This is a genomic window from uncultured Bacteroides sp. (assembly GCF_902472605.1).
In the GTDB taxonomy this organism is placed as follows: domain Bacteria; phylum Bacteroidota; class Bacteroidia; order Bacteroidales; family Bacteroidaceae; genus Phocaeicola.
The window spans coordinates 37,068-57,418 of the sequence record NZ_CABROP010000007.1 but is presented as its reverse complement, the minus strand read 5'-3'; the positions used below and the strand labels follow the sequence as shown (position 1 = coordinate 57,418).

Sequence of the window (20,351 nt, the reverse complement as noted above, 5' to 3'; positions counted from 1 at the left end):
TACCTGCACATGAAACAGGATACAGATAAAAAATCAGGCCGTGTAAGGATGCATCGTCTCCTGCCGGTTGTGGCATTTTGTTTGACCATACTGAGCCTTTCAGCTCAGGGAGGACTTTCTGTTCCTCAGCATCCGGTGAAGCAGGAAAAAAAACAAGCTCCGGCAAAGACTGCCCAGCAGAAAGGAGAATCCAAGCGTCCGGCAGCTAAAAGCAAGGTGTATTTGTTGCACTCCGATTTGCTGCGGAAAGATGCCCAGCATCCGGATGCCCAGATTGTGACCGGCAATGTGGAGTTCCGCCATGACAGTGTGTATATGTATTGTGACAGTGCATGCTATTATGATAAAATCAGCAGCTTTGAAGCTTTTGGTAATGTGAAGATGGTACAGGGGGATACCTTGTTTCTCTATGGTGACCGTTTGTACTATGACGGACTGACTCAGATTGCGGAGATGCGTTGCAATGTACGGATGGAAAACCGTACGACTACCTTGCTGACAGACAGCTTGAACTATGATAGAGTATATAACTTGGGGTATTTCTTCGATGGAGGAACCATGATGGACGAACAGAACGTATTGACCTCTGAATGGGGAGAATACAGTCCGCAGACCAAGCAGTCCGTTTTCAATTACAATGTGAAGCTGGTCAATCCGCAGTTCACGCTGACCTCGGATACTTTGCGTTACAATACGGCTTCTAAGATTGCCGACATCGTGGGGCCTTCGGATATCTGGAGTGATGCTAATCATATTTATTCAGAAAAAGGTGTTTATAATACGGTAACTGGAAAGGCTGACTTGTATGATCGGTCTGTGCTGACCAATCAAGGCAAGCAACTGACGGGAGACACGCTTTTCTATGACCGCAATACCGGAGTCGGTGAAGCATTCAGTCGGATGGTGATGACAGATACAGTCAATCGGAATATGCTGACGGGTGAATATGGTTTCTACAATGAAAAGACAGGGTATGCCTTTGCGACCGACAGTGCTGTGGCCATTGATTATTCACAGGGCGACAGTTTGTTCTTGCATGCGGATACGTTGTTGATGGAAACCTTCCACATGGATACGGATTCCATGTACCGTGAAATGCGGGCCTTCCACAAGGTACGTTTTTACCGTACAGATGTACAGGGAGTGGCCGATTCACTGGTATTCTCTACGACAGACAGTTGTTTGACCATGTATCGTGATCCAATTATCTGGAACAAAAACCAGCAGCTTCTGGGCGAAGAGATAAAAGTGTATATGAACGATAGTACCATCGACTGGTCGCACATCATTGGTCAGGCACTTTCGGTTGAAAAAATAGACTCCGTCTTGTACAATCAAGTGACCGGAAAGGAGATGAAATCTTACTTTGTGGGCGGAGACATGCGAAAGACTGAAGTGATAGGCTCCGTACGGGTGGTATATTATCCGATGGACTCCGACAGTACGCTGATTGGTATGAACGTGTCGGAGACCAGTAAGCTGGAAATTTATCTGCAGGACAAGAAAATCGAACGGATGGTGATGAGTCCGAAATCGAACGGGGTACTGTATCCGATGACACAGATTCCGGCAGGGAAAGACCGGTTGGAGAATTTTGTTTGGTTCGATTATATCCGTCCGAAAGATAAGGCCGATATATTCAACTGGCGCGGTAAACGAGTGGAAGACCAGTTGAAGAAGAGTGTACGCGGACCGGTAGTCTTGCCGAATGCTCGTTTGTTTGAAAATAAGAAGGAGGAATAAGATATGGGAATGTTTACAATGAGAAAGCCTCGCGGTTATCACCATGAATATATTTACGTGGATGAGCGCAAGGAAAAATTGCAGAAAATAGAAGATACTGCGAAACGTGAACTGGGAATGCTTCCTCCCAAGGAATTTGATCCGGAAGACATTCGTGGAAAGTTCGTGGAAGGAACGACGTACCTGAAACGCCGCAAGGAAAGCGGACGTAAACCTCTGAGTTATGGAGTCATGTTTGTGGCGATTGTAGTGTTGCTTTATATTTTACATTATCTGATTACAGGAGAATTTACATTATGACCTCGGGAGATGTAATCCGTTTGTTGCCGGATTCGGTAGCCAACCAGATTGCAGCCGGTGAGGTGATACAACGTCCTGCGTCTGTCATTAAAGAGCTGGTGGAAAATGCTGTCGATGCCGGTGCCAAGAATATCGAGGTACTGGTGACCGATGCCGGGAAAACCTGCATACGGGTAATTGACGACGGGAAGGGCATGTCGGAAACGGATGCCCGAATGGCTTTTGAGCGTCATGCTACCTCTAAAATCCGGGAAGCGGCCGATTTGTTCGCCCTGCATACCATGGGGTTCCGGGGAGAGGCGCTGGCTTCCATTGCGGCTGTGGCACAGGTGGAACTGAAAACCTGCTGTAATGGGGACGGCTTGGGTACTTATATTCAGATTTCTGGTTCTCAGGTGGAGAAGCAGGAGCCTGTGGCATGTCAGCAGGGCAGTGATTTCTCGGTGAAGAACCTGTTTTTTAACGTACCTGCCCGCCGGAAGTTCTTGAAATCCAATCAGACAGAGCTGAGTAATATTGTGGCCGAATTTGAACGGATTGCATTGGTGAATCCCGACATTTCGTTTGTATTGAGCCATAACGGTACGGAGATGCTGAATCTGCCGGCTATCCCATTGCGTCAGCGGATTATGGGCGTATTCGGGAAAAAACTGAATCAGGAACTTTTATCATTGGACATCAATACCACGATGGTAAAGATTCACGGATACATTGGTCGTCCGGAATCTGCCCGTAAGAAAGGGGCTCGTCAGTTCTTCTTTGTGAACGGACGGTACATGCGGCACCCTTATTTTCATAAGGCGGTGGCCAGTGCCTACGACAACCTGATTCCGGTAGGAGAGCAGGTTTCTTATTTTATTTATTTTGAGGTGGTTCCTTCGGATATCGATGTCAATATTCATCCCACCAAAACGGAAATCAAGTTTGAAAACGAACAGGCCGTATGGCAGATACTCTCTGCGGCGGTGAAGGAAACCTTAGGCCGTTTCAATGCAGTACCTTCCATCGATTTCGATACGGAAGGTATGCCGGATATTCCAGCCTTTGAAAATTCTCCTTATAGTGTGGCTCCTCCGCCTACCAGCTTTGATCCTTCTTATAATCCGTTCAACACCTCGGCTGTGCCTCCTTCTACTTATTCCTCTGCTTCCAGTGGAAGGGTAGAAGCTTCTCCCTCTTTTGAGGAAGGACAAGAATGGAAACCCGTTTCGAGTGAACGGGAAACTACCGTACGTTCATCGATGAACCGGCGGGAATCGGTACCCGATTTTGGACGGAACGGCAACTATACCCCTTCGTTTGGAGGACATAAAAACCGGGTAGAATGGGAACCATTGTTTGAAGGGCTGGAACGGTCGCACGAGGAGCCGTCGGATACGGTGGAAGAAGAACCGAAGCCATTAGAAACGACGAACTGGGAAGAAGCATCGGCCGAATCCATGCTGTCGACAGCCGAAGAGGAAAACAAAGAAAGAGTGCCGCTGGAGAATTCCATGCGTCATTATCAGTATAAAGCCAGTTTCATACTGACCTCAGTCAAGTCTGGATTGATGATTATCAACCAGCAGCGGGCTCATGTGCGGATTCTTTTCGACCGTTATATGGCGCAGATAGAAAACCGGAAGAATGCGTCTCAGCGGATGCTTTTCCCGGATATGGTACATTTCTCGCCGTCTGAAGTTCCGGTACTTGAGGAATTTATGGACGACCTGAACGCGTTGGGTTTTGAACTCAGTAGTCTGGGAGGAGGAACCTATGCCATCAATGGGATTCCGGCAGGTATCGAAGGATTGAATCCCGAGAAGCTGGTGACAGATATGGTACATACGGCCATCGAAAAGGGCTGTAAGGTGAAGGAGGAAGTGCAGAGCATGCTGGCCCTTTCCTTGGCAAAAGCTGCTGCTATCGTACCGGGGCAGATTCTGACCGATGAAGAAATGAACCGGCTGGTAGATGACTTGTTTGCGGTGTCTACTCCGAACTATACGCCCGACGGAAAGACCGTGCTGGCAGTATTGAAAGAAGAAGACTTGGAAAAGATGTTCAAGTAAGGTGTACGGCCGAGAATGTAAAGAAGGCCGTTGTACATAGATTTACAGACTACATCGTAAAACAGAGTGTAGTTGCTGAAAGAGAAATCCCTCTATTTTTACTTTGCCGCAGAGGTAAGGTGGAAAATAGAGGGATTTTTTTGTTTGTATAAGAGGGACAAAGAGCCTTTTGGGGGGAAAGAATGAGATGAAAAAGGAAAATCTGAACAGTCCCTCCTCTTTTCTGAATAATCGTGTAAGTACCTGACAGACTATCTTTGCTTCAGATTAAGAAACGAAAAAACATGAAGCAATTAGTAGTCATTTTAACTTCCTTGTTCGCGTGGTTACCTGCTTTTGCGCAGCGCACACTCACGTTGGAAGAATGCCTGCGGATAGGCATCGAGAACAATCTTTCGTTGGCTGGCAGTCGCAACGAACTGCGGAAAGCCCAGCATCTGCTCAGCGAGAACCGGGCAAAGTTGTTGCCGCAAGTCAGTGCGGTAGCCGGGTTTAACGATAACTTTAATCCTCCCGTATCAGTTACCGACGGTTCGGCATACGGCAATCCCTACAACGTGACCAAGACGCTGCAATACAATGCGTCGGCAGGTTTGCAGTTGCAGATGCCGCTTTACAACCAGACGGTGTACACCGCCATTGACATAGCCCGTACGATGAACGAGTTGAACCGCCTGTCGTATGAAAAAGCTCGGGAGGACTTGATGCTGCAAATCAGTAAGATGTATTACTTGGGGCAGAACACGGTGGAACAGCTGGCCCTGATTCAGGAAAACCGGGTGCGGTTGCAGGAGTTGCGCGACATTACCCAGGCTTTTTTCGACAACGGCATGGCCATGGAGGTGGACGTGAAGCGGGTCAACATTAACTTGGAGAACCTGCAGGTGCAGTATGATAATGCGAAGTCGATGCTGGTGCAGCAACTGAACCTGTTGAAATACGTGATGGACTATCCGGCGGAAGAGGAGATTGCCTTGACGCCGGTGAATCCGGAACAAGTGGAGTCGGTTTCGTTGACCGGACTTCGCAGTGACTTGTATGAATTACAGCTGCTGGAGTCGCAGGAGAAACTGGCCGGACAGCAGAAAGATTTGATTCGTCAAGGTTATCTTCCTTCGCTGAGCCTGACCGGAAGCTGGATGTATTCTGCCTACACTGACAAGGCCCGGCATTGGTTTCATTCCGGTCCTTCCAATCACTGGTATCCGTCCAGCGGGTTGGGGCTGACTCTCCGTGTGCCGATTTTCGACGGACTGGACAAGCGGGCGCGCATCCGGAAGGCCCGGATTGACGAGGAGAACGCCCGGCTGAACTACGAGAATATGCGGAAGAACATGGAGACGCAGTATCTGAATGCCACGAACGACTTGATGAACAACCAGCGTAATTTCCAGAAGCAGAAAGACAATTACCTGCTGGCTGAAGAGGTCTATCAGGTGACGACTGACCGCTACCGGGAGGGTATCGCTTCCATGACGGAAGTCCTTCAGGACGAAATGCGCATGAGCGAGGCACAGAACAATTACCTCAGCGCACACTATAATTATCAGGTGGCCAACCTGACCTTGCTGAAACTGACCGGACAATTGGACCGCTTGTTTCAGACAAATATCACTCATTGATTCACTCTTAAACTATTTTGTATATGAAAACTTCCAATCATACGCTTCAGGAAAAAGCCTTGAAATTAAAAAAACAACGTCGTCGCCAGATTTTAGCCAGTCTTTTGGGAATTGCCCTCCTTTTGTGGGGAGTGGTCGAAGTGGTCTGCATGTTTCTGGACTACAAGCATACGGAAACGAGCAACGACGCACAGGTGGAACAATATATCTCTCCGGTAAACCTGAGAGCATCGGGATACATCAAGAAAATTTATTTTACCGAGCATCAGCAAGTGCATAAAGGAGATACGCTCCTGGTGTTGGACGATCGGGAATACCGGATTCGGGTGATGGAGGCAGAGGCCGCACTGAAAGATGCGATGGCGGGAGCTACCGTGATGGATGCCACCTTACAGACCACGCAGACCACGGCTTCGGTCTATGAGGCTTCGATTGCTGAAATCGAGATTCGTCTGGCCAAGCTGGAAAAAGACCGTCAGCGCTACGAGAACCTGGTAAAGCGGAATGCGGCTACTCCGATTCAGCTGGAACAGATTGAAACGGAATACGAGGCTACCCGCAAGAAACTGGAAGCTACCCGACGCCAGCAGCGGGCCGCGATGTCGGGTATCAAGGAGGTATCTAATCGGAAGGAGAGTACGGAGGCTGCCATACAGCGGGCAAAAGCAGCTTTGGAGATGGCTCGCCTGAACCTGTCGTATACCGTAGTGCTGGCTCCTTGTGACGGGAAACTGGGGCGAAGGGCCTTGGAAGAAGGACAGTACATCACTGCCGGACAAAGTGTGACCTATATTCTGCCGAATAGTCAGAAATGGATAGTGGCCAATTACAAGGAAACACAGGTGGAAAACCTGAAGTTAGGGCAGGAGGTACGGATTGCCATCGATGCCCTCAGTGACCGGGAGTTTACCGGAAAGATTACGGCTATCTCCGGAGCCACTGGTTCCAAGTATTCGCTGGTACCTACCGACAACTCTGCCGGCAACTTTGTCAAAATTCAGCAGCGCATTCCAGTGCGCATCGATTTCACGGATTTGTCCGAGGAAGATAATGCCCGTCTGGCAGCTGGAATGATGGTGGTCGTCAAGGCCAAATTGTGAGTGTCACGTTTTCATGGATTCTTTTAAAAGTAGAATTATGCCTTCTTGTCCTAAAAATTATCCGTTCTATAACTGGGTGCCCAAACCGCTGGGCATCTTGATTCTGGTCCTGCTTTTTGTGCCGATTCTGACGGCAAGCGGGGTTTATACCGCCAATAGTGGGGAAATGCTCAGTGGACTGGGCATCCAGTCGGAACATATTCAGTTTGTCGGTTTTCTCACTTCTGTGGGAATGGCAGCCTTTTCGCCCTTCTTCTATGAGTTGGTGTGCCTCCGTCGGGAAAAGATGATGTGTATCGTAGGTTTTTCTTTGCTTTACCTGCTGAGTTACGTCTGTGCCAAGACCGACAGTATTTATGTGTTGGCGGTCTGTAGCGTGGTGATGGGATTTCTGCGGATGGTGCTGATGATGGTCAACCTGTTTACGCTGATCAAGTATGCGTTCGGGATGGAGGCCACCCGCAACATCACGCCGGGGAATGACCCTGTGGATGCAGCAGGATGGGACAGGCTGGACGGGGAGAAAAGTGTCAGTATGCCGACCATCTACCTGTTTTTTATGATTCTCGGACAGTTGGGCACTTCGCTGACCGCCTGGCTGGCATACGAATATGAATGGCAGTACGTCTATTATTTCATGATGGGGGCGTTGCTGCTTTCCATGCTGGTGGTGTTTGTCACCATGCCTTACCACACTTATGCATCTCGCCGTTTTCCCATCACTTTCCGGAAATTCGGGAGTGTGGTGATATTTTGTCTGATGTGTGCTTCGGTGATTTACGTGCTGGTCTATGGCAAGGTACTCGACTGGTACGATGACCCCTCTATCTGCTGGGCTACGGGGAGTGCCATGTGCTTTACGGCTCTTTTTGTGTATATGGAGAAGAAACAACATTCTCCGTATTTCTTGATGGATATCTTCAAGCTGCGTTCCATTCGGATAGGAATCTTGTTGTTCCTGCTGTTGATGCTTTTCAATTCAAGCGCTTTGTTTGTGAACGTGTTTACCGGGGTCGGGATGAAAATAGACAACTGGCAGAATGCGGCCCTGAACAACTGGAGCATGGCAGGATATTTCATCGGCTGTGTCATTGCCGTCATGTTGGGGCGTAAGGGGGTACATTTGAAATACCTGTTTTCGTTGGGCTTTGTCTTGATTGGCCTTTCGGCCCTGTTCATGTACTTTGAGGTGCAGACGGCCGGCTTGTATGAGCGGATGAAATATCCGGTCATCATCCGGGCTACGGGGATGATGCTGTTGTATTCGCTGACGGCGGTGTATGCCAACCAGCGTATGCCCTATAAGTATCTCTCTACCTGGATTTGCATTATGCTTACCGTGCGGATGGTGCTGGGCCCCGGCATCGGTACGGCTTTGTATACGAACGTGATGCAGCATCGTCAGCAGCATTATGTCACCTGTTTCGCACAAGACCGTGACCGGCTGAATCCGGAAGTGTCGGCTTCTTATACCCAGACAGTACAGGGGATGCAGTATCAGGGAAAGAGCGGACAGGAAGCCGAACAGATGGCGGCGATGTCGGCCAAGGGAACCGTGCAGGTACAGGCCACTCTGTCGGCAGTCAAGGAAATGGCCGGATGGACTTTTTATGGTTGTCTGGGCTGTGCGGTCTTTTTTCTGCTGATACCCTGGAAGAAGCGTAGATTGTCTTCTTTACCGGTTCCTGTTTCTTGAAGGAAGTGATGCGTCACGGGGAGGCTTTTCGTTTCTTAATCTATATTTTCGGCGGGGAATAGCTGCGAAGCCTCTGCCGTGACGCTTTTTTGTGTATCTTCGTATCATTAAACGAAAGTAAGGACTTGAATCTGGAGTTATGGATACACAAGAAGCACGTTTGATGAGGCTGAATCAGTCGCTGGTGGAGCGCAGGGATATTTGTTGCTCTGAAGGTACGGTGGACACATTCCCGCCGGTATTGCAGAAGACTTTCCGGATGGATTATTTGGGACTGATTGTCTGTGAGCAGGGAAGTTTCCAGTTCACTTTGGACCGGAAACCGTTTACGGCGAAGGCGGGAGAGACGGTTTTCTTGTCCGAAGACACGGAGTTCTGTGCAGGGACGTGTACGGAAGATTTGCGGGTGGGTTTTTTATTTTACCGGGTAGACCCTATCCGGGAACTGTTAGGCAGTTCGGTGGTGGCCATGCATCTGTATGCCACGCTGACTCCAGAACCTTGCTACGTGTGGTCTACGGGAGAGGAAGAAGACATCGCCCGTTACATCCTGTTGCTTAGTCGGTATCGTCATTCTACGGATAATCCTTTCGGCAATCACGAACGGAAGTTGTTGTTGCTGTCCTTGACGTATCGGCTTTGTGCCATTTACAGCCGTCGGCTGATGGAAGAGAATCAGGCGGCCGGACACAAGATTGATACTTTTATTCAGTTGATTCGTTTGATTGAGAAATACTACAAGCAAGAGAGGGGAGTGGCCTTTTATGCCGACAAACTTTGTCTGTCACCCAAGTATCTTTCGGCTTTGTCAAAATCCGTGTGTGGATATACGGTGCAGGAATTGGTGTTTCGGGCCATCATTCGTCGGAGCATGCTGTTGCTGAAGAATTCGAATAAGCCTGTGCAGGAAATAGCCGATGAGTTTCATTTCCCCAATGCCTCCGCCTTTGGGACTTTTTTCAAGAAAGAAACCGGACTTTCTCCCTTGCATTATCGGTGTGCGGAGGAGAATATGCCGTTTGAAAGTGAATAGCGGGCTTTTTTATTGTTGATTTTCAATGGGTTATAACTCTCCTAAAAATGCACTTGCGTTTGGAGTAAAACGCTTTGACGTTTTACTTAAAATGTACTTGCGTTTAAAGTAAAACGCACTTGCGTTTGAGTTGAAACGTACTTGCGTTTTTGAATGAAGGTCGAAGGGTTTTTACCGCAGTCATTTTTTAGACAAAAAATGAGGCTGTTTCAAAAGTCTGATTGTCCGGATAGTGTGAAACTTATAAAAAACAGAAGCCGTCTCAGATGTTATTTTGAGACGGCTTTTCTTGTATAAAAGTGGAATAAAATGATTATCAGCTTTAGAATCCCAGTCCCGCTACATGGCTGAACAAATCGTACACGCCGCTGCACAGTCCCAGGATAATGACTCCGACCAGGCAGATGAACAGTCCCGTGCGGACGAGGGCCGGGGTGCGGAAAGCGGCAATCGGCGTATCGTTGGGCGTGATGTACATCGCCTTCACGATGAGCAGGTAGTAGTAGAGGGAAATGATGGTGTTCACCAATGCCAGGAACACCACCAGCCAGTGGCCGCTGTGGAAGGCAGAGGCAAATACGAAGAATTTGGAGAAGAATCCGGCAAACGGCGGGATTCCGGCCAGAGAGAACAGGGCCAGCGTCAGGAGGAAGGTCAGGCGTGGGTTGGTCTTGTAGAGTCCGTTGTACGCACTGCGGTCCACTCTTCCTCCGGTATGTTGTTCAATGACACTGATTACACCGAATACAGCCAGGTTGGCAGCGATGTACACCACGAGGTAGTACACCAGTGAAGCCATTCCCTGTTCGTTTCCTCCCAATACCGCCAGCATGAGGTAGCCGGCCTGTGAGATACTGCTGTAGGCCATGAACCGTTTCAGGTCTTCCTGCAGGATGGCGAAGACATTGGCAAGGGTGATGGTCAGCACGATGACGATGCTCAGCAGCAGGCTCCAGTCGGCCACCATCTGTCCGAACACCTTCACCAGGATGCTCATCAGGGCGAAGGCGGCTGCACCTTTGGAGATGACAGACAGGTAAGCCGACACATTGGTCGGTGCTCCCTGGTAAGTATCGGGCGTCCACATGTGGAACGGCACCAGGCTCAGCTTGAATCCCAGTCCGGCAAAGAAGAACACCATGGCCATCACCTGGAGCGGGGTGCCCGTCAGTGCGGCCGTCACATCGGCAAAGTAGGTGGTTCCCGTGGTGCCGTACACCATGGAGATACCGTAGAGCATCAGGGCAGAAGAGAACATGGAGTTCAGGATGAACTTCGCTCCGGCTTCGGCGCTGTGGTGACGGAACTTGTCGAAGGCCACCAGACAGGCCATCGGGATGCTGGCCAGTTCCAGTCCCACGTAGAAGAGGATAAAGCTTCCGGCGCTCACCATGAAATACATTCCCAACAGGGTGCTCAGGGTCAGCATGTAGAACTCACCAGCTTTGTGGCGCGTGTCTTCGCGTGACAACCACTGGCCCGACTGCAGGAATACGAGCAGCGTGCCGGCGGTCAGGATGGTTTTTACTACAGATGCCATCGGGGTGGCATGATACATTCCTCCGAAGGCCTCTCCGCTGGTCGGAACGAGGTTCAGGGCCAGTTGCACCACCATCAGCACGCAAGCCATGTACTGGAGCGGCTTGTGGCTGGGCGTCTTCATGATCAGGTCGGCCAGCAGCAGGAGGAGGATAATGGCGACCAGGCTGATTTCAGCCTGCATAGTAAATAATTCGCTCATATAATTTCTTTTTATTTGTTATCGGATAAGTTGGCTGATAATCGGTTCTACGCTTCCGCTGATGAGGTGGCTCACCCAGTAAGGAGCCAGTCCCAGTCCGGCTACGGCCACGATCAGGCAGATCACGGCAAAGCGTTCATCCCAGGTGGCATCGGTCAGTTTCAGGTGCTCCGGGTTCTGGCAGGTGCCATACAGGATTTTTCCGATTACACGCAGGATGTAGACCGCCGTGATGACGATGCTCATCGTGGCGATGACGGTGCAGGTGCGGTGGAAGAGATCAGGATGCTGGAAGGAGCCGACGAACACGGTCATTTCGGCCACGAATCCGCTCAGCCCCGGCAGACCCAAGTTGGCCAGACCGGCAATCACATAACCTACGGAGAGGAACGGCATGATTTTCATCAGTCCGCTCAGCTGGCGTACGTCACGGGTGTGCGTACGTCCGTAAATCATACCGATGAGGGCGAAGAACAGGGCCGTCATCAATCCGTGGCTCAGCATCTGCAGGATGGCACCCGTCGCACTCACGCGGGTCATCATCAGCAGGGCGAACAACACCAGTCCGCAGTGGCTCACGGAAGAGTAGGCGTTGATGTACTTCAGGTCGGTCTGTACCACGGCGCTGAAGGCACCGTACACCACGGAGATGGTGGTCAGCACCAGGAAGAAGTCGCCCCAGATGGCGGCTCCGGTCGGCATCAGGTACATCGCGATACGGAAGCATCCGTAACCTCCCAATTTCATCAAAACACCGGCGTGCAGCATACTTACGGCCGTCGGGGCGGAAGCATGACCGTCGGGGCTCCAGGTATGGAAGGGGAAGAGGGCACCCAATACGCCGAATCCCAAGAAGACCATCGGGAAGAAGATGCGCTGCATCTCGGTCGGTATCTGGTGTTTCACGATTTCCAGGATGTTCATCGTCTCGGCACCGGCTCCGTAGTAGATGCCTAAGATACCGATCAGCAGGAAGGCAGAACCACCCATCAGCATCAGCGTCAGCTTCATGGCGGCATATTCCTTGCGGCCGCTTCCCCATACGCCGATGAGCAGGTACATCGGAATCAAGGCTACCTCATAGAACATGAACATGGTGAACAGGTCGGTCGAGATGAAGAAACCAAACACACCGGTGCTCAGCAGGGTGAACCACAGGAAGTATTCCTTGGTGAGGGGTTTCAGCTTCCAGGAAGCAAATGTACCGGTAAATACGATGATGGAACTCAGCAGCAGCATGACCACCGAGATGCCGTCCACTCCGACGGAATAGCAGATGTGAAGCGGGGCGTACCACGTGATGCTGTCTGTGAAAAGCATCTCAGCCGTGGCTCCGGCATGGCGCTGTCCGATATAAGACACCGTGAGGTAGGCGGCAAGCACCAACAGGATGGACGAGCCGGCCACCATCACTCCTCTGACCTGATTGACGTTGCGGGCAATCCACAGTCCTAACAGCATCAGCAGAGGTATCAATACGAAAAGACTTAATATATTCATACGTTATAGATTCTTCTTTGTTAGTTCAGCAGCAAGATGATTGTCAGTACAATGATTCCTGCCAGGAAATAATGAGTGTACGTCTGGATTTTACCGTTCTGTATCGGCTGTACGGTTTCTCCGGCGGCGTTGGTGCTCCAGGCCATGAAGTTCATGAACTGGTCGATGACGTGGCGGTCGAACCATGCCAGCGGAGTGGATACGCAGCGGAAGATGATTTTCTTGGTGACGAACAGCCAGAGCTCATCCATATAGAAACGCTTGTAGGCCGCACGGTGCAGGGTACTGAAACGCTGTGCCAGCATTTCGGGTACAGGCTGTTTTTCGCGGGCATACATCCAGGTGGCCAGGGCGATGGCGATGACGGCAATGATGATGCTGGTGCCGGCCACTCCCCAGTCGAGGTGAATGTCGTAGGCATGTCCGTTGGCAGAAACGAAGTGTCCGAAAGGAATGAATCCGGCTACGATCGTCACCAGTGCCAGGAACATCAGCGGGAAGGTCATGGTCAGCGGACTTTCATGCGGCACGTGGTGTGCATGCAGTTCCTTGTTTTCCTTGCCCCAGAAGATACAGTAGTACAGACGGAACATGTAGAAGGCAGTCATTCCGGCGATAATCGTCATGATCCATCCGATGACCGGGCTGTACTGGAAGCAGGCCGTCAGAATCTCGTCCTTGGAGAAGAATCCGGAGAACGGAGGAATACCGGCGATGGCCAGACAGGCAATCAGGAAGGTGATGTGGGTAATCGGCATGTATTTGTGCAGACCGCCCATGGTTTCCATCTCGTTGCTGTGTACGGCGTGGATGATGCATCCGGCACCCAGGAAGAGCAGGGCCTTGAACATGGCGTGCGTGAACAGGTGGAACATGCTGGCCATGTAACCCAAACCACCCTCGTGCGGGTCGGCTGCGGTGCAAACACCCAGTGCTACCATCATGAAACCAATCTGTGAGATGGTAGAGAAGGCAAGCACACGTTTGATATCACTCTGTGCGCAGGCTACGCTGGCAGCATAGAAGGCAGTGAAAGCACCTACCCAGGCTACGATGTGCAGGGTGTGGGGCGCATAACCGATGAACAGCGGGAACATGCGGGCTACCAGGTACACCCCGGCTACCACCATGGTGGCGGCATGAATCAGGGCAGATACTGGAGTCGGACCTTCCATGGCATCCGGCAACCAGATGTGCAACGGGAACATGGCACTCTTACCGGCACCACCTACGAACATCAGTCCCAGGGCCAGCGGCAGTACCATTCCAGCCTGCATCAGACGTTCCGTACCGGGATTGAAGGTGAAGGTCTGCATGTAATATCCGTAAATCAGGATACCGATCAGGAAGCCCAAATCGGCAAAACGGGTCACGATAAACGCTTTCTTGCTGGCAGCAATGGCTTCCGGCTTGGTGTAGTAGAAACCGATGAGCAGGTAGGAAGACACACCCACCAGCTCCCAGAACACGTACATCTGGAAGATGTTGGTGGCAACCACCAGTCCCAGCATGGAGAAGGTAAACAGCGACAGGAAGGCGTAATACCGCTGGAAGCCCACCTCTCCTTTCATGTAACCGAAAGAATAGATGTGTACCATCAGGGAAACGGTGGAGATGACCACCAGCATCATGACGGAAATCGGGTCCAGCAGGATACCCATGTCAATATGAAGCGATGAAGTGAACGGCAGCCATTCGATGTTCCACGGGGTCAGCGTAGGGTAGAGACCTTCCGCAGTACGTGGAGCCGTGAAATAGCTGAATGCCGTCAGATAGCTCAGTACGGCCACCACTCCCAGTGAAAGTGTGCCGATGGCGCCCGCCACGCGATGAGGCATTTTCATGCCGGCCAGTGCCAGAAGCAGGAAGCTCAGCATCGGGAGGGCAAGTATCAGAATTGTATAATCCATAAGCAATTGAATAATGTATAAGAAAGTTATCCTTTCAAATCGGTTATATCATCGGTAAGCACCTGTTTCAGGTTGCGATACACATTAATAATGATGGCGATGGCCACGGCGGTTTCGGCAGCGGCGATGGCTATTCCGAACAGGCTGAAGAAGTGTCCCTCCAGTTGTCCGGGGAAAAGATAACGGTTGAATACCGCGAAATTGATGTTGGTCGCATTGAGCATCAATTCTACTGAAATCAGCAGGGCCAGCAGGTTCTTGCGGGTGAAGAAACCATAGATGCCGCAGAAAAGCATGACGGTGCTGATGACGAGGTAGTGAACTACATGAATTTCTATTTCCATAATCTTACTGTATTATTTTTCTTTGCGTGCAATCAATATCGCACCAATCATACAAGCTAACAACAATACGCTGACGGCCTCAAACGGCAGGACGAACTGGTACTTGTCGGTACCAATCAACGCGTGTCCGATCTGGTCGACCGGAAGTTCCACTCCCTGTGGAATCAGGTTCAGGGCAAAGCCGTTGGTCATGACCAGGAAGAGCACCAGCACGGCTCCCACCACGGTGGTAATCAGCACGCTGATGAGTTTGGCCCGGTTTTGCCGGTATTTCATATTCTTGTCCGACTGGGTCAGCAAGATAGAGAACACATACAATACCACGATACCTCCGGCGTACACCATCAACTGGACCGCACTCAGGAAGGTGTAGCCCAGAATTCCGTAGATGGCTCCTGTGCCGAAGAGCACGAACAGCAGGTAAGTGGCTGCACGCAGCAGTCTTCCTGTAGTGACAGCCAGAATGGAGCTGACAATGATACAGGCACCTACGATATAAAATACGATTTCTTGAAGTGATAGACTCATATCCGTTTCGTTTTATTTATTTCTTGTTGAGTGTCATTACGAGTTTCTCTTTCTGGAATACTGCGTTTTCGAAGTCATTCGTGAATCGGATGGCATCGTGCGGGCAGGCATTGACGCACAGCATGCAGAACATGCAGGAGCCGAGGTTATACTCGTATTTCACCAGTACTTTTTTCTTCTTGCCGTCTTCCGTCTCGCGCATTTCCGTGGTCAGGCGGATGGTGCCGTTCGGACAGTTCATCTGGCACAGGCCGCAGGCGATGCAACGGTTGTTGCCGTTTTCATCGACCGGCATTTCGAGCATGGCTCTGTGGCGTTCCGGAATATGGAGAGTGGTATGGCGGTTTTCCGGATACTGTTCGGTTATTTTCTTCTGGCAGAACACCTTTATGGAGGTGCGCATACCTACCAGCAGACTCTTTACTCCGCTGACGTATCCTTTCAAATATTCTTCCAATGCATTCATATTCAAAAATTTTTAATCAAAATGTCAGGCCGCACACTTTGCATACGGTCATCAGTAACAAAACCACCAGTGACAGCGGCATCAGATATTTCCACTCCAGGGTGAGCACCTGGTCGATACGCAGACGCGGGAAGGTCCAGCGAATCCACATCAGCAGGAAGACGATGAGGAAGGTCTTTCCCATGAACCAGACAAAGCCGGGGATGTAGTCCATCACCAGGTTCAGGCCGTCGAGTCCGGCAATGTGCAACGGCATCCAGCCGCCCAGGAAGAGGGTGGTGGCAATACCGGCCGTGATGAACAGGTTCAGGTATTCGGCCAGGTAGAAGAATCCGAAGTGCATACCGGAATATTCCGTATGGTATCCGGCGGTCAGCTCCTGTTCCGCTTCGGCCAAGTCGAACGGGCCACGGTTGGCTTCTGCATTACCTGCAATCAGGTAGATGATGAATGCCATGATGGCCGGGATATGTCCTTTGAAAATGTTCCATCCGTTGGCCTGTCCTTCCACGATGGTCTGGATGTCCATGGCACCGCTCATAACCACCATGGTCAATACGCTGAGACCGATGGAAAGTTCGTAACTGATAATCATGGCTCCGCTTCGTACGGCACCAATCAATGTATATTTACTGTTACTACTCCATCCGGCCAGCAGGATACCCAAGACGCCGATGGAAGAAGCCGCCAGCACGAAGAAGATACCGATGTTCATGTGCAGGATTTCACCTCCCTTGTTCCACGGCAGGCAGGAGAAGGTAAGGATAGAGGCCAGAATGACCAGAAATGGAGCCAGGTTGTACAGGAAATGGTCGGAGTTCTTCAGGCTGATGATTTCCTTGGTCAGGATTTTCAACACGTCGGCCGGAACCTGCAACAGTCCGCCTTTTCCTCCTACACGGTTCGGACCGATACGGCACTGGAAAGCCGCACAGACTTTACGCTCCATATAGATAAGGATGATGGCCAGCACGGCGTACATGAGGAGAATGAACACGCCGACCACGAGGCCTTCAAGGGTAAGTGCCAGCCACTCGGGCATCAGACTGCACAGAAAGGCATGAATCTGCATGAGCAGCGGGCTGAAATTATAATAATCTAAAAACATATTTCTTTTAATTTTTCAGTTTTACAGTGAGGATTGTCCACCTTTCAGCCGGAATCTTACCGGTCGATGTCAGGGATGACAAAGTCGAGTGTACCTCCAATGGCGATTAAGTCGGCAATCTTGGTTCCGCGGCAAATCGTATCCATGGCATGTACCAATGGAAGTCCCGTAGAACGGTAGTGCAGACGGTAAGGCACCTTGTCTCCATGGCTCTCAAGTACGACATCGAACTCTCCACGGCTGGTTTCTACCGAGGAAGTGAACACGCCTTCCGGCAATTTGATAATCGGTTTGGTCTTTGCGCGGAATTCACCTTCCGGGATGTTGTCAATCAACTGTTCGATGATGTGGCAGGATTCCATGATTTCGTCCATACGCACCATATAACGGGCAAAAGAGTCCCCTTCCGTATAAGTGATTTCTTTGAAATCCACCTTGTCATACAAAGCATACGGATGATGTTTGCGCACGTCGTTGGCCCATCCGGAAGCACGTCCGGTACCTCCCGTACAACCCAGTGAGATGGCATCTTCCTTTGACAGGATTCCCACCCCTTTCAGACGGGTGTCGGCGATGACATTGGTCGTGAAGATATCGTGATAGTCCTGGATTACGCTGCGCAGGTGCTTGATGAATTCCTTCACCTTCTGCTGGAAGGTAGGATGGATGTCGGCCTGCACACCCCCGATCATGTTATAGTTCTGAATCAGACGGCCGCCGGTGGTCTCCTCAAAGATATCCAGAATCATCTCACGTTCACGGAACCCGTAGAAGAACGGTGTCAGTCCACCCATATCCATTACCAGGCAGGAGTAGAACAGCAGGTGAGAATCGAGACGTTGCAGCTCGTCCATGATGGTGCGGATGTACTGGGCACGTTCAGGCACCTCGATGCCCGCCGCCTTTTCGATGCACATGCACAGGGCGTGACGGTTCTGATGCGCGCTCAGGTAGTCCAGGCGGTCGGTCAGCGCCAGTGTCTGCGGATACGTCAGGCTTTCGTTCATCTTTTCGATGCCCCGGTGGATATAACCCAAAATCGGGTCGATCTTGCGGATATTTTCACCGTCGAGAGAAGTACGCATACGCAATACACCATGTGTAGAAGGGTGCTGCGGGCCGATGTTCACCACGAAGTCATCTTCTCCAAACACTACGTTTTTGCGTCCCTCAAGTGTACCGTCTGGATGGAGGAAGTATTCGTCGGTCAGGTCGGCGTTCTCTTCGTTGTCCATCTGCAGCGGATTGGAGTTCATGTCATAATCCTTGCGCATGGGATAACCTTTCCAGTCTTCACGCAGGAAGATGCGGCGCATATCCGGATGGTTCAGGAAGACGATGCCGAAGAAGTCGTACACTTCACGCTCCTTGATGAGGGCCGTTTTCCACAGGTCGCTCACTGTAGGCAGGAAAGCCTTTTCACGGTCGGGAGCCACTGATTTGAGGATGATTCGGGCACCTGTGCGGGTAGATTCCAGCAGATAGAGTGCCCCCAGTCCTTCTTCCCCCCAGTCCATTCCCACGATGTCACGCAGGAAATCCATGGGCTCCTCCTTGTCGTCATGCAAGGCCTGGGCTGTGGCATGCAGCTTGTCGGCCGGTATTTTCACCACCGTTTCACCCGTCGGACAGATTTCCGCTTCAGGAGTAATGCGTTTTATTTTTTCAATTTCCATTTGCATTTTCTTTTTTACTTGGTTGATTCCTCTTTTTCCTTGCGGTTCACGCCTCCTAAGAAGCGTTCCACCTTGATTTTACGCTGCAGCTGCATCATGCCGTAGAAGAAGGCTTCCGGCCGCGGAGGACATCCCGGGATGTACACGTCGACGGGGATGATCTTGTCGATGCCGTTCACCACGTGATAAGATTTGATGAACGGACCCCCGGAAATGGTGCATCCGCCCACGGCCACCACGTATTTCGGTTCGGCCATCTGGTCGTACAGACGCTTCAGCACCGGAGCCATCTTGTAGGTGATGGTTCCCAATACCATGATCATGTCGGCCTGACGCGGGGAGTTACGGGTTACCTCAAATCCGAAGCGGGCCATGTCATAGCGGGCGGCTCCCAAGGCCATGAACTCGATGGCGCAGCAGCTGGTTCCGAAGGTGAGGCTCCAGAGCGAGTTGCTCCGTCCCCAGTTGATCAGTTCGTCTACTGTTCCTAAAATGATACCTGCCCCGTCCATGTTCAGGCGGCGCACCATATCTTCCAGGTAATCGTTGTTCTTGAAGTCTTCATACTTCATCGAACGGATGGAGGTGGCTTTTTTTACTTCCATTCAAGTGCTCCTTTCCGCCAGGCGTATGCCAGGCCTAAAATTAAGACAACCAGGAAGAATCCTACACTGACCAGTGCGTACGTTCCTACCCGGCTGGCCACTACTGCCCACGGAAAGAGAAACACGGTTTCGATGTCGAACATCAGGAACAGGATGGCGAACAGGTAGTAACCTGCACGGAACTGTACCCATGATTCTCCGCGAGTGGGAATACCACATTCGTACGGCTCTCCTTTCTGCGGATTGAATGACCTTGGAGCCAATAGCTTGGCAATGGCCATTGCAGCAGCGACCAGCACGACGGCTGTCAGAATAACTACAATAATAAATGTAAAAAACATATATCTAAGAATTTTTGATGATACATAATTAGAATAACTGTCCCGATACGTCAAACCTCCGTTTGTAATGGGGTATCCGGCACAGTAGAGAATCTTAGATAGTATTAAATCAGGATTTTTTCGAGGGTATATAAATAGTAGATTCTATTTAAATGAGTATAAGGGTGTTTAGAATGTTTTTGGTAGGAAGTGCACAAGTAGAGGGGGGGAGTGTGGGTAAGACTTTCTCTGCTTCCGCAGGCTGTCAGGAAAAATTTTCCGTCAAACTCCTTCTGTGCCTGTACGCACAGGAATTTATGTGGAATGTGTGCTTTCCCATTGGAAATCAGTAGGCTTACCGTCCTTGAAGTAGTGTCTTCAGATTGTGAATGAAGGTAGCTTGTAGCCTGCTTTCCTACGGAGCTTGTTTCTTGTAAAGAATTTGGATTAAGGGCATAAAGATTACCTCCTATGAATAATGTCATAAGAGTGATAATTGATAAGAAAGCAAAAATCTTCCACTTATTCATTCCGAAAAACCTTAATACCTTCAAAAACGGTGCAAAGGTAGGCAATTATTTTGAACCATGAATCTGTATTTGCATTAA

At 50.5% G+C, this 20,351-nt stretch carries 18 protein-coding genes; 7 read left to right on the top strand and 11 right to left on the bottom strand.

The annotated features are described in order from the left end of the window. The first annotated feature begins 9 nt into the window (after positions 1-9). The 7 genes from RDP42_RS02880 to RDP42_RS02850 all read left to right on the top strand — a co-directional run bounded on the left by RDP42_RS02880 (position 10) and on the right by RDP42_RS02850 (position 9,545). A complete protein-coding gene (locus tag RDP42_RS02880) occupies positions 10-1,743 on the top strand; it encodes an OstA-like protein (protein WP_308762453.1) in 1,734 nt (577 codons plus the stop codon). Between the two features lie 3 nt (positions 1,744-1,746). Further along, a complete protein-coding gene (locus tag RDP42_RS02875; RefSeq protein WP_303913301.1) occupies positions 1,747-2,043 on the top strand; it encodes a hypothetical protein in 297 nt (98 codons plus the stop codon). Next, positions 2,040-4,094, top strand: coding sequence for a DNA mismatch repair endonuclease MutL (gene mutL, locus RDP42_RS02870; RefSeq protein ID WP_308762452.1), 2,055 nt, complete (start codon positions 2,040-2,042; stop codon positions 4,092-4,094). Before RDP42_RS02875 ends, mutL begins: the two co-directional genes overlap by 4 nt. A 284-nt stretch (positions 4,095-4,378) precedes the next feature. Then, positions 4,379-5,716 (top strand): TolC family protein, encoded by a 1,338-nt coding sequence (locus tag RDP42_RS02865; RefSeq protein WP_308762451.1) that lies wholly within the window; start codon positions 4,379-4,381, stop codon positions 5,714-5,716. A 23-nt stretch (positions 5,717-5,739) separates the two neighbouring features. Then, the gene (locus RDP42_RS02860; RefSeq protein WP_308762450.1) at positions 5,740-6,816 is read left to right on the top strand and encodes an HlyD family secretion protein; all 1,077 of its coding nucleotides are present in this window, start codon (positions 5,740-5,742) and stop codon (positions 6,814-6,816) included. A 37-nt stretch (positions 6,817-6,853) separates the two neighbouring features. Continuing rightward, complete coding sequence (locus tag RDP42_RS02855; RefSeq protein ID WP_308762449.1) at positions 6,854-8,512, top strand: MFS transporter; 1,659 nt, start codon at positions 6,854-6,856, stop codon at positions 8,510-8,512. A gap of 139 nt (positions 8,513-8,651) precedes the next feature. After that, positions 8,652-9,545 (top strand): helix-turn-helix domain-containing protein, encoded by an 894-nt coding sequence (locus tag RDP42_RS02850; protein ID WP_308762448.1) that lies wholly within the window; start codon positions 8,652-8,654, stop codon positions 9,543-9,545. A 322-nt stretch (positions 9,546-9,867) separates the two neighbouring features. Here RDP42_RS02850 and RDP42_RS02845 read toward each other — a convergent pair whose 3' ends face one another. The 11 genes from RDP42_RS02845 to RDP42_RS02795 form a co-directional block, all read right to left on the bottom strand. Beyond that, positions 9,868-11,286, bottom strand: a complete 1,419-nt coding sequence (locus RDP42_RS02845; RefSeq protein ID WP_308762447.1) for an NADH-quinone oxidoreductase subunit N — start codon at positions 11,284-11,286, stop codon at positions 9,868-9,870. An 18-nt stretch (positions 11,287-11,304) separates the two neighbouring features. Continuing rightward, the gene (locus RDP42_RS02840; RefSeq protein WP_308762446.1) at positions 11,305-12,786 is read right to left on the bottom strand and encodes an NADH-quinone oxidoreductase subunit M; all 1,482 of its coding nucleotides are present in this window, start codon (positions 12,784-12,786) and stop codon (positions 11,305-11,307) included. A 20-nt stretch (positions 12,787-12,806) separates the two neighbouring features. Then, on the bottom strand, positions 12,807-14,696 hold the full coding sequence (nuoL, locus tag RDP42_RS02835) for an NADH-quinone oxidoreductase subunit L (RefSeq protein ID WP_308762445.1): 1,890 nt from the start codon (positions 14,694-14,696) through the stop codon (positions 12,807-12,809). Between the two features lie 26 nt (positions 14,697-14,722). Further along, positions 14,723-15,040, bottom strand: coding sequence for an NADH-quinone oxidoreductase subunit NuoK (nuoK, locus tag RDP42_RS02830; RefSeq protein ID WP_007557857.1), 318 nt, complete (start codon positions 15,038-15,040; stop codon positions 14,723-14,725). Between the two features lie 12 nt (positions 15,041-15,052). Beyond that, positions 15,053-15,568: an NADH-quinone oxidoreductase subunit J gene (locus tag RDP42_RS02825; protein WP_204480533.1), complete on the bottom strand. Its 516-nt coding sequence runs from the start codon at positions 15,566-15,568 to the stop codon at positions 15,053-15,055. A gap of 16 nt (positions 15,569-15,584) precedes the next feature. Then, positions 15,585-16,034: a 4Fe-4S binding protein gene (locus RDP42_RS02820; protein ID WP_308762444.1), complete on the bottom strand. Its 450-nt coding sequence runs from the start codon at positions 16,032-16,034 to the stop codon at positions 15,585-15,587. A 16-nt stretch (positions 16,035-16,050) separates the two neighbouring features. Beyond that, on the bottom strand, positions 16,051-17,142 hold the full coding sequence (gene nuoH / locus RDP42_RS02815; protein ID WP_308762443.1) for an NADH-quinone oxidoreductase subunit NuoH: 1,092 nt from the start codon (positions 17,140-17,142) through the stop codon (positions 16,051-16,053). A gap of 56 nt (positions 17,143-17,198) precedes the next feature. Then, a complete protein-coding gene (locus tag RDP42_RS02810) occupies positions 17,199-18,818 on the bottom strand; it encodes an NADH-quinone oxidoreductase subunit C (protein ID WP_308762442.1) in 1,620 nt (539 codons plus the stop codon). A gap of 14 nt (positions 18,819-18,832) precedes the next feature. Next, positions 18,833-19,423 (bottom strand): NADH-quinone oxidoreductase subunit B, encoded by a 591-nt coding sequence (locus tag RDP42_RS02805; RefSeq protein ID WP_308762441.1) that lies wholly within the window; start codon positions 19,421-19,423, stop codon positions 18,833-18,835. Beyond that, positions 19,414-19,764: an NADH-quinone oxidoreductase subunit A gene (locus RDP42_RS02800; RefSeq protein WP_308762440.1), complete on the bottom strand. Its 351-nt coding sequence runs from the start codon at positions 19,762-19,764 to the stop codon at positions 19,414-19,416. The genes RDP42_RS02805 and RDP42_RS02800 overlap by 10 nt, the downstream gene beginning before the upstream one ends. A 104-nt stretch (positions 19,765-19,868) precedes the next feature. Next, positions 19,869-20,273, bottom strand: a complete 405-nt coding sequence (locus RDP42_RS02795) for a hypothetical protein (RefSeq protein WP_308762439.1) — start codon at positions 20,271-20,273, stop codon at positions 19,869-19,871. Positions 20,274-20,351: the final 78 nt, after the last annotated feature.

What these genes read in the sequence shown, in the direction of transcription:
- RDP42_RS02880 (WP_308762453.1), top strand. Translation starts at nt 10, where the DNA reads ATGAAACAGGATACAGATAAAAAATCAGGCCGTGTAAGGATGCATCGT.
- RDP42_RS02875 (WP_303913301.1), top strand. Translation starts at nt 1,747, where the DNA reads ATGGGAATGTTTACAATGAGAAAGCCTCGCGGTTATCACCATGAATAT.
- mutL (WP_308762452.1), top strand. Translation starts at nt 2,040, where the DNA reads ATGACCTCGGGAGATGTAATCCGTTTGTTGCCGGATTCGGTAGCCAAC.
- RDP42_RS02865 (WP_308762451.1), top strand. Translation starts at nt 4,379, where the DNA reads ATGAAGCAATTAGTAGTCATTTTAACTTCCTTGTTCGCGTGGTTACCT.
- RDP42_RS02860 (WP_308762450.1), top strand. Translation starts at nt 5,740, where the DNA reads ATGAAAACTTCCAATCATACGCTTCAGGAAAAAGCCTTGAAATTAAAA.
- RDP42_RS02855 (WP_308762449.1), top strand. Translation starts at nt 6,854, where the DNA reads ATGCCTTCTTGTCCTAAAAATTATCCGTTCTATAACTGGGTGCCCAAA.
- RDP42_RS02850 (WP_308762448.1), top strand. Translation starts at nt 8,652, where the DNA reads ATGGATACACAAGAAGCACGTTTGATGAGGCTGAATCAGTCGCTGGTG.
- RDP42_RS02845 (WP_308762447.1), bottom strand. Translation starts at nt 11,286, where the DNA reads ATGAGCGAATTATTTACTATGCAGGCTGAAATCAGCCTGGTCGCCATT.
- RDP42_RS02840 (WP_308762446.1), bottom strand. Translation starts at nt 12,786, where the DNA reads ATGAATATATTAAGTCTTTTCGTATTGATACCTCTGCTGATGCTGTTA.
- nuoL (WP_308762445.1), bottom strand. Translation starts at nt 14,696, where the DNA reads ATGGATTATACAATTCTGATACTTGCCCTCCCGATGCTGAGCTTCCTG.
- nuoK (WP_007557857.1), bottom strand. Translation starts at nt 15,040, where the DNA reads ATGGAAATAGAAATTCATGTAGTTCACTACCTCGTCATCAGCACCGTC.
- RDP42_RS02825 (WP_204480533.1), bottom strand. Translation starts at nt 15,568, where the DNA reads ATGAGTCTATCACTTCAAGAAATCGTATTTTATATCGTAGGTGCCTGT.
- RDP42_RS02820 (WP_308762444.1), bottom strand. Translation starts at nt 16,034, where the DNA reads ATGAATGCATTGGAAGAATATTTGAAAGGATACGTCAGCGGAGTAAAG.
- nuoH (WP_308762443.1), bottom strand. Translation starts at nt 17,142, where the DNA reads ATGTTTTTAGATTATTATAATTTCAGCCCGCTGCTCATGCAGATTCAT.
- RDP42_RS02810 (WP_308762442.1), bottom strand. Translation starts at nt 18,818, where the DNA reads ATGGAAATTGAAAAAATAAAACGCATTACTCCTGAAGCGGAAATCTGT.
- RDP42_RS02805 (WP_308762441.1), bottom strand. Translation starts at nt 19,423, where the DNA reads ATGGAAGTAAAAAAAGCCACCTCCATCCGTTCGATGAAGTATGAAGAC.
- RDP42_RS02800 (WP_308762440.1), bottom strand. Translation starts at nt 19,764, where the DNA reads ATGTTTTTTACATTTATTATTGTAGTTATTCTGACAGCCGTCGTGCTG.
- RDP42_RS02795 (WP_308762439.1), bottom strand. Translation starts at nt 20,273, where the DNA reads ATGAATAAGTGGAAGATTTTTGCTTTCTTATCAATTATCACTCTTATG.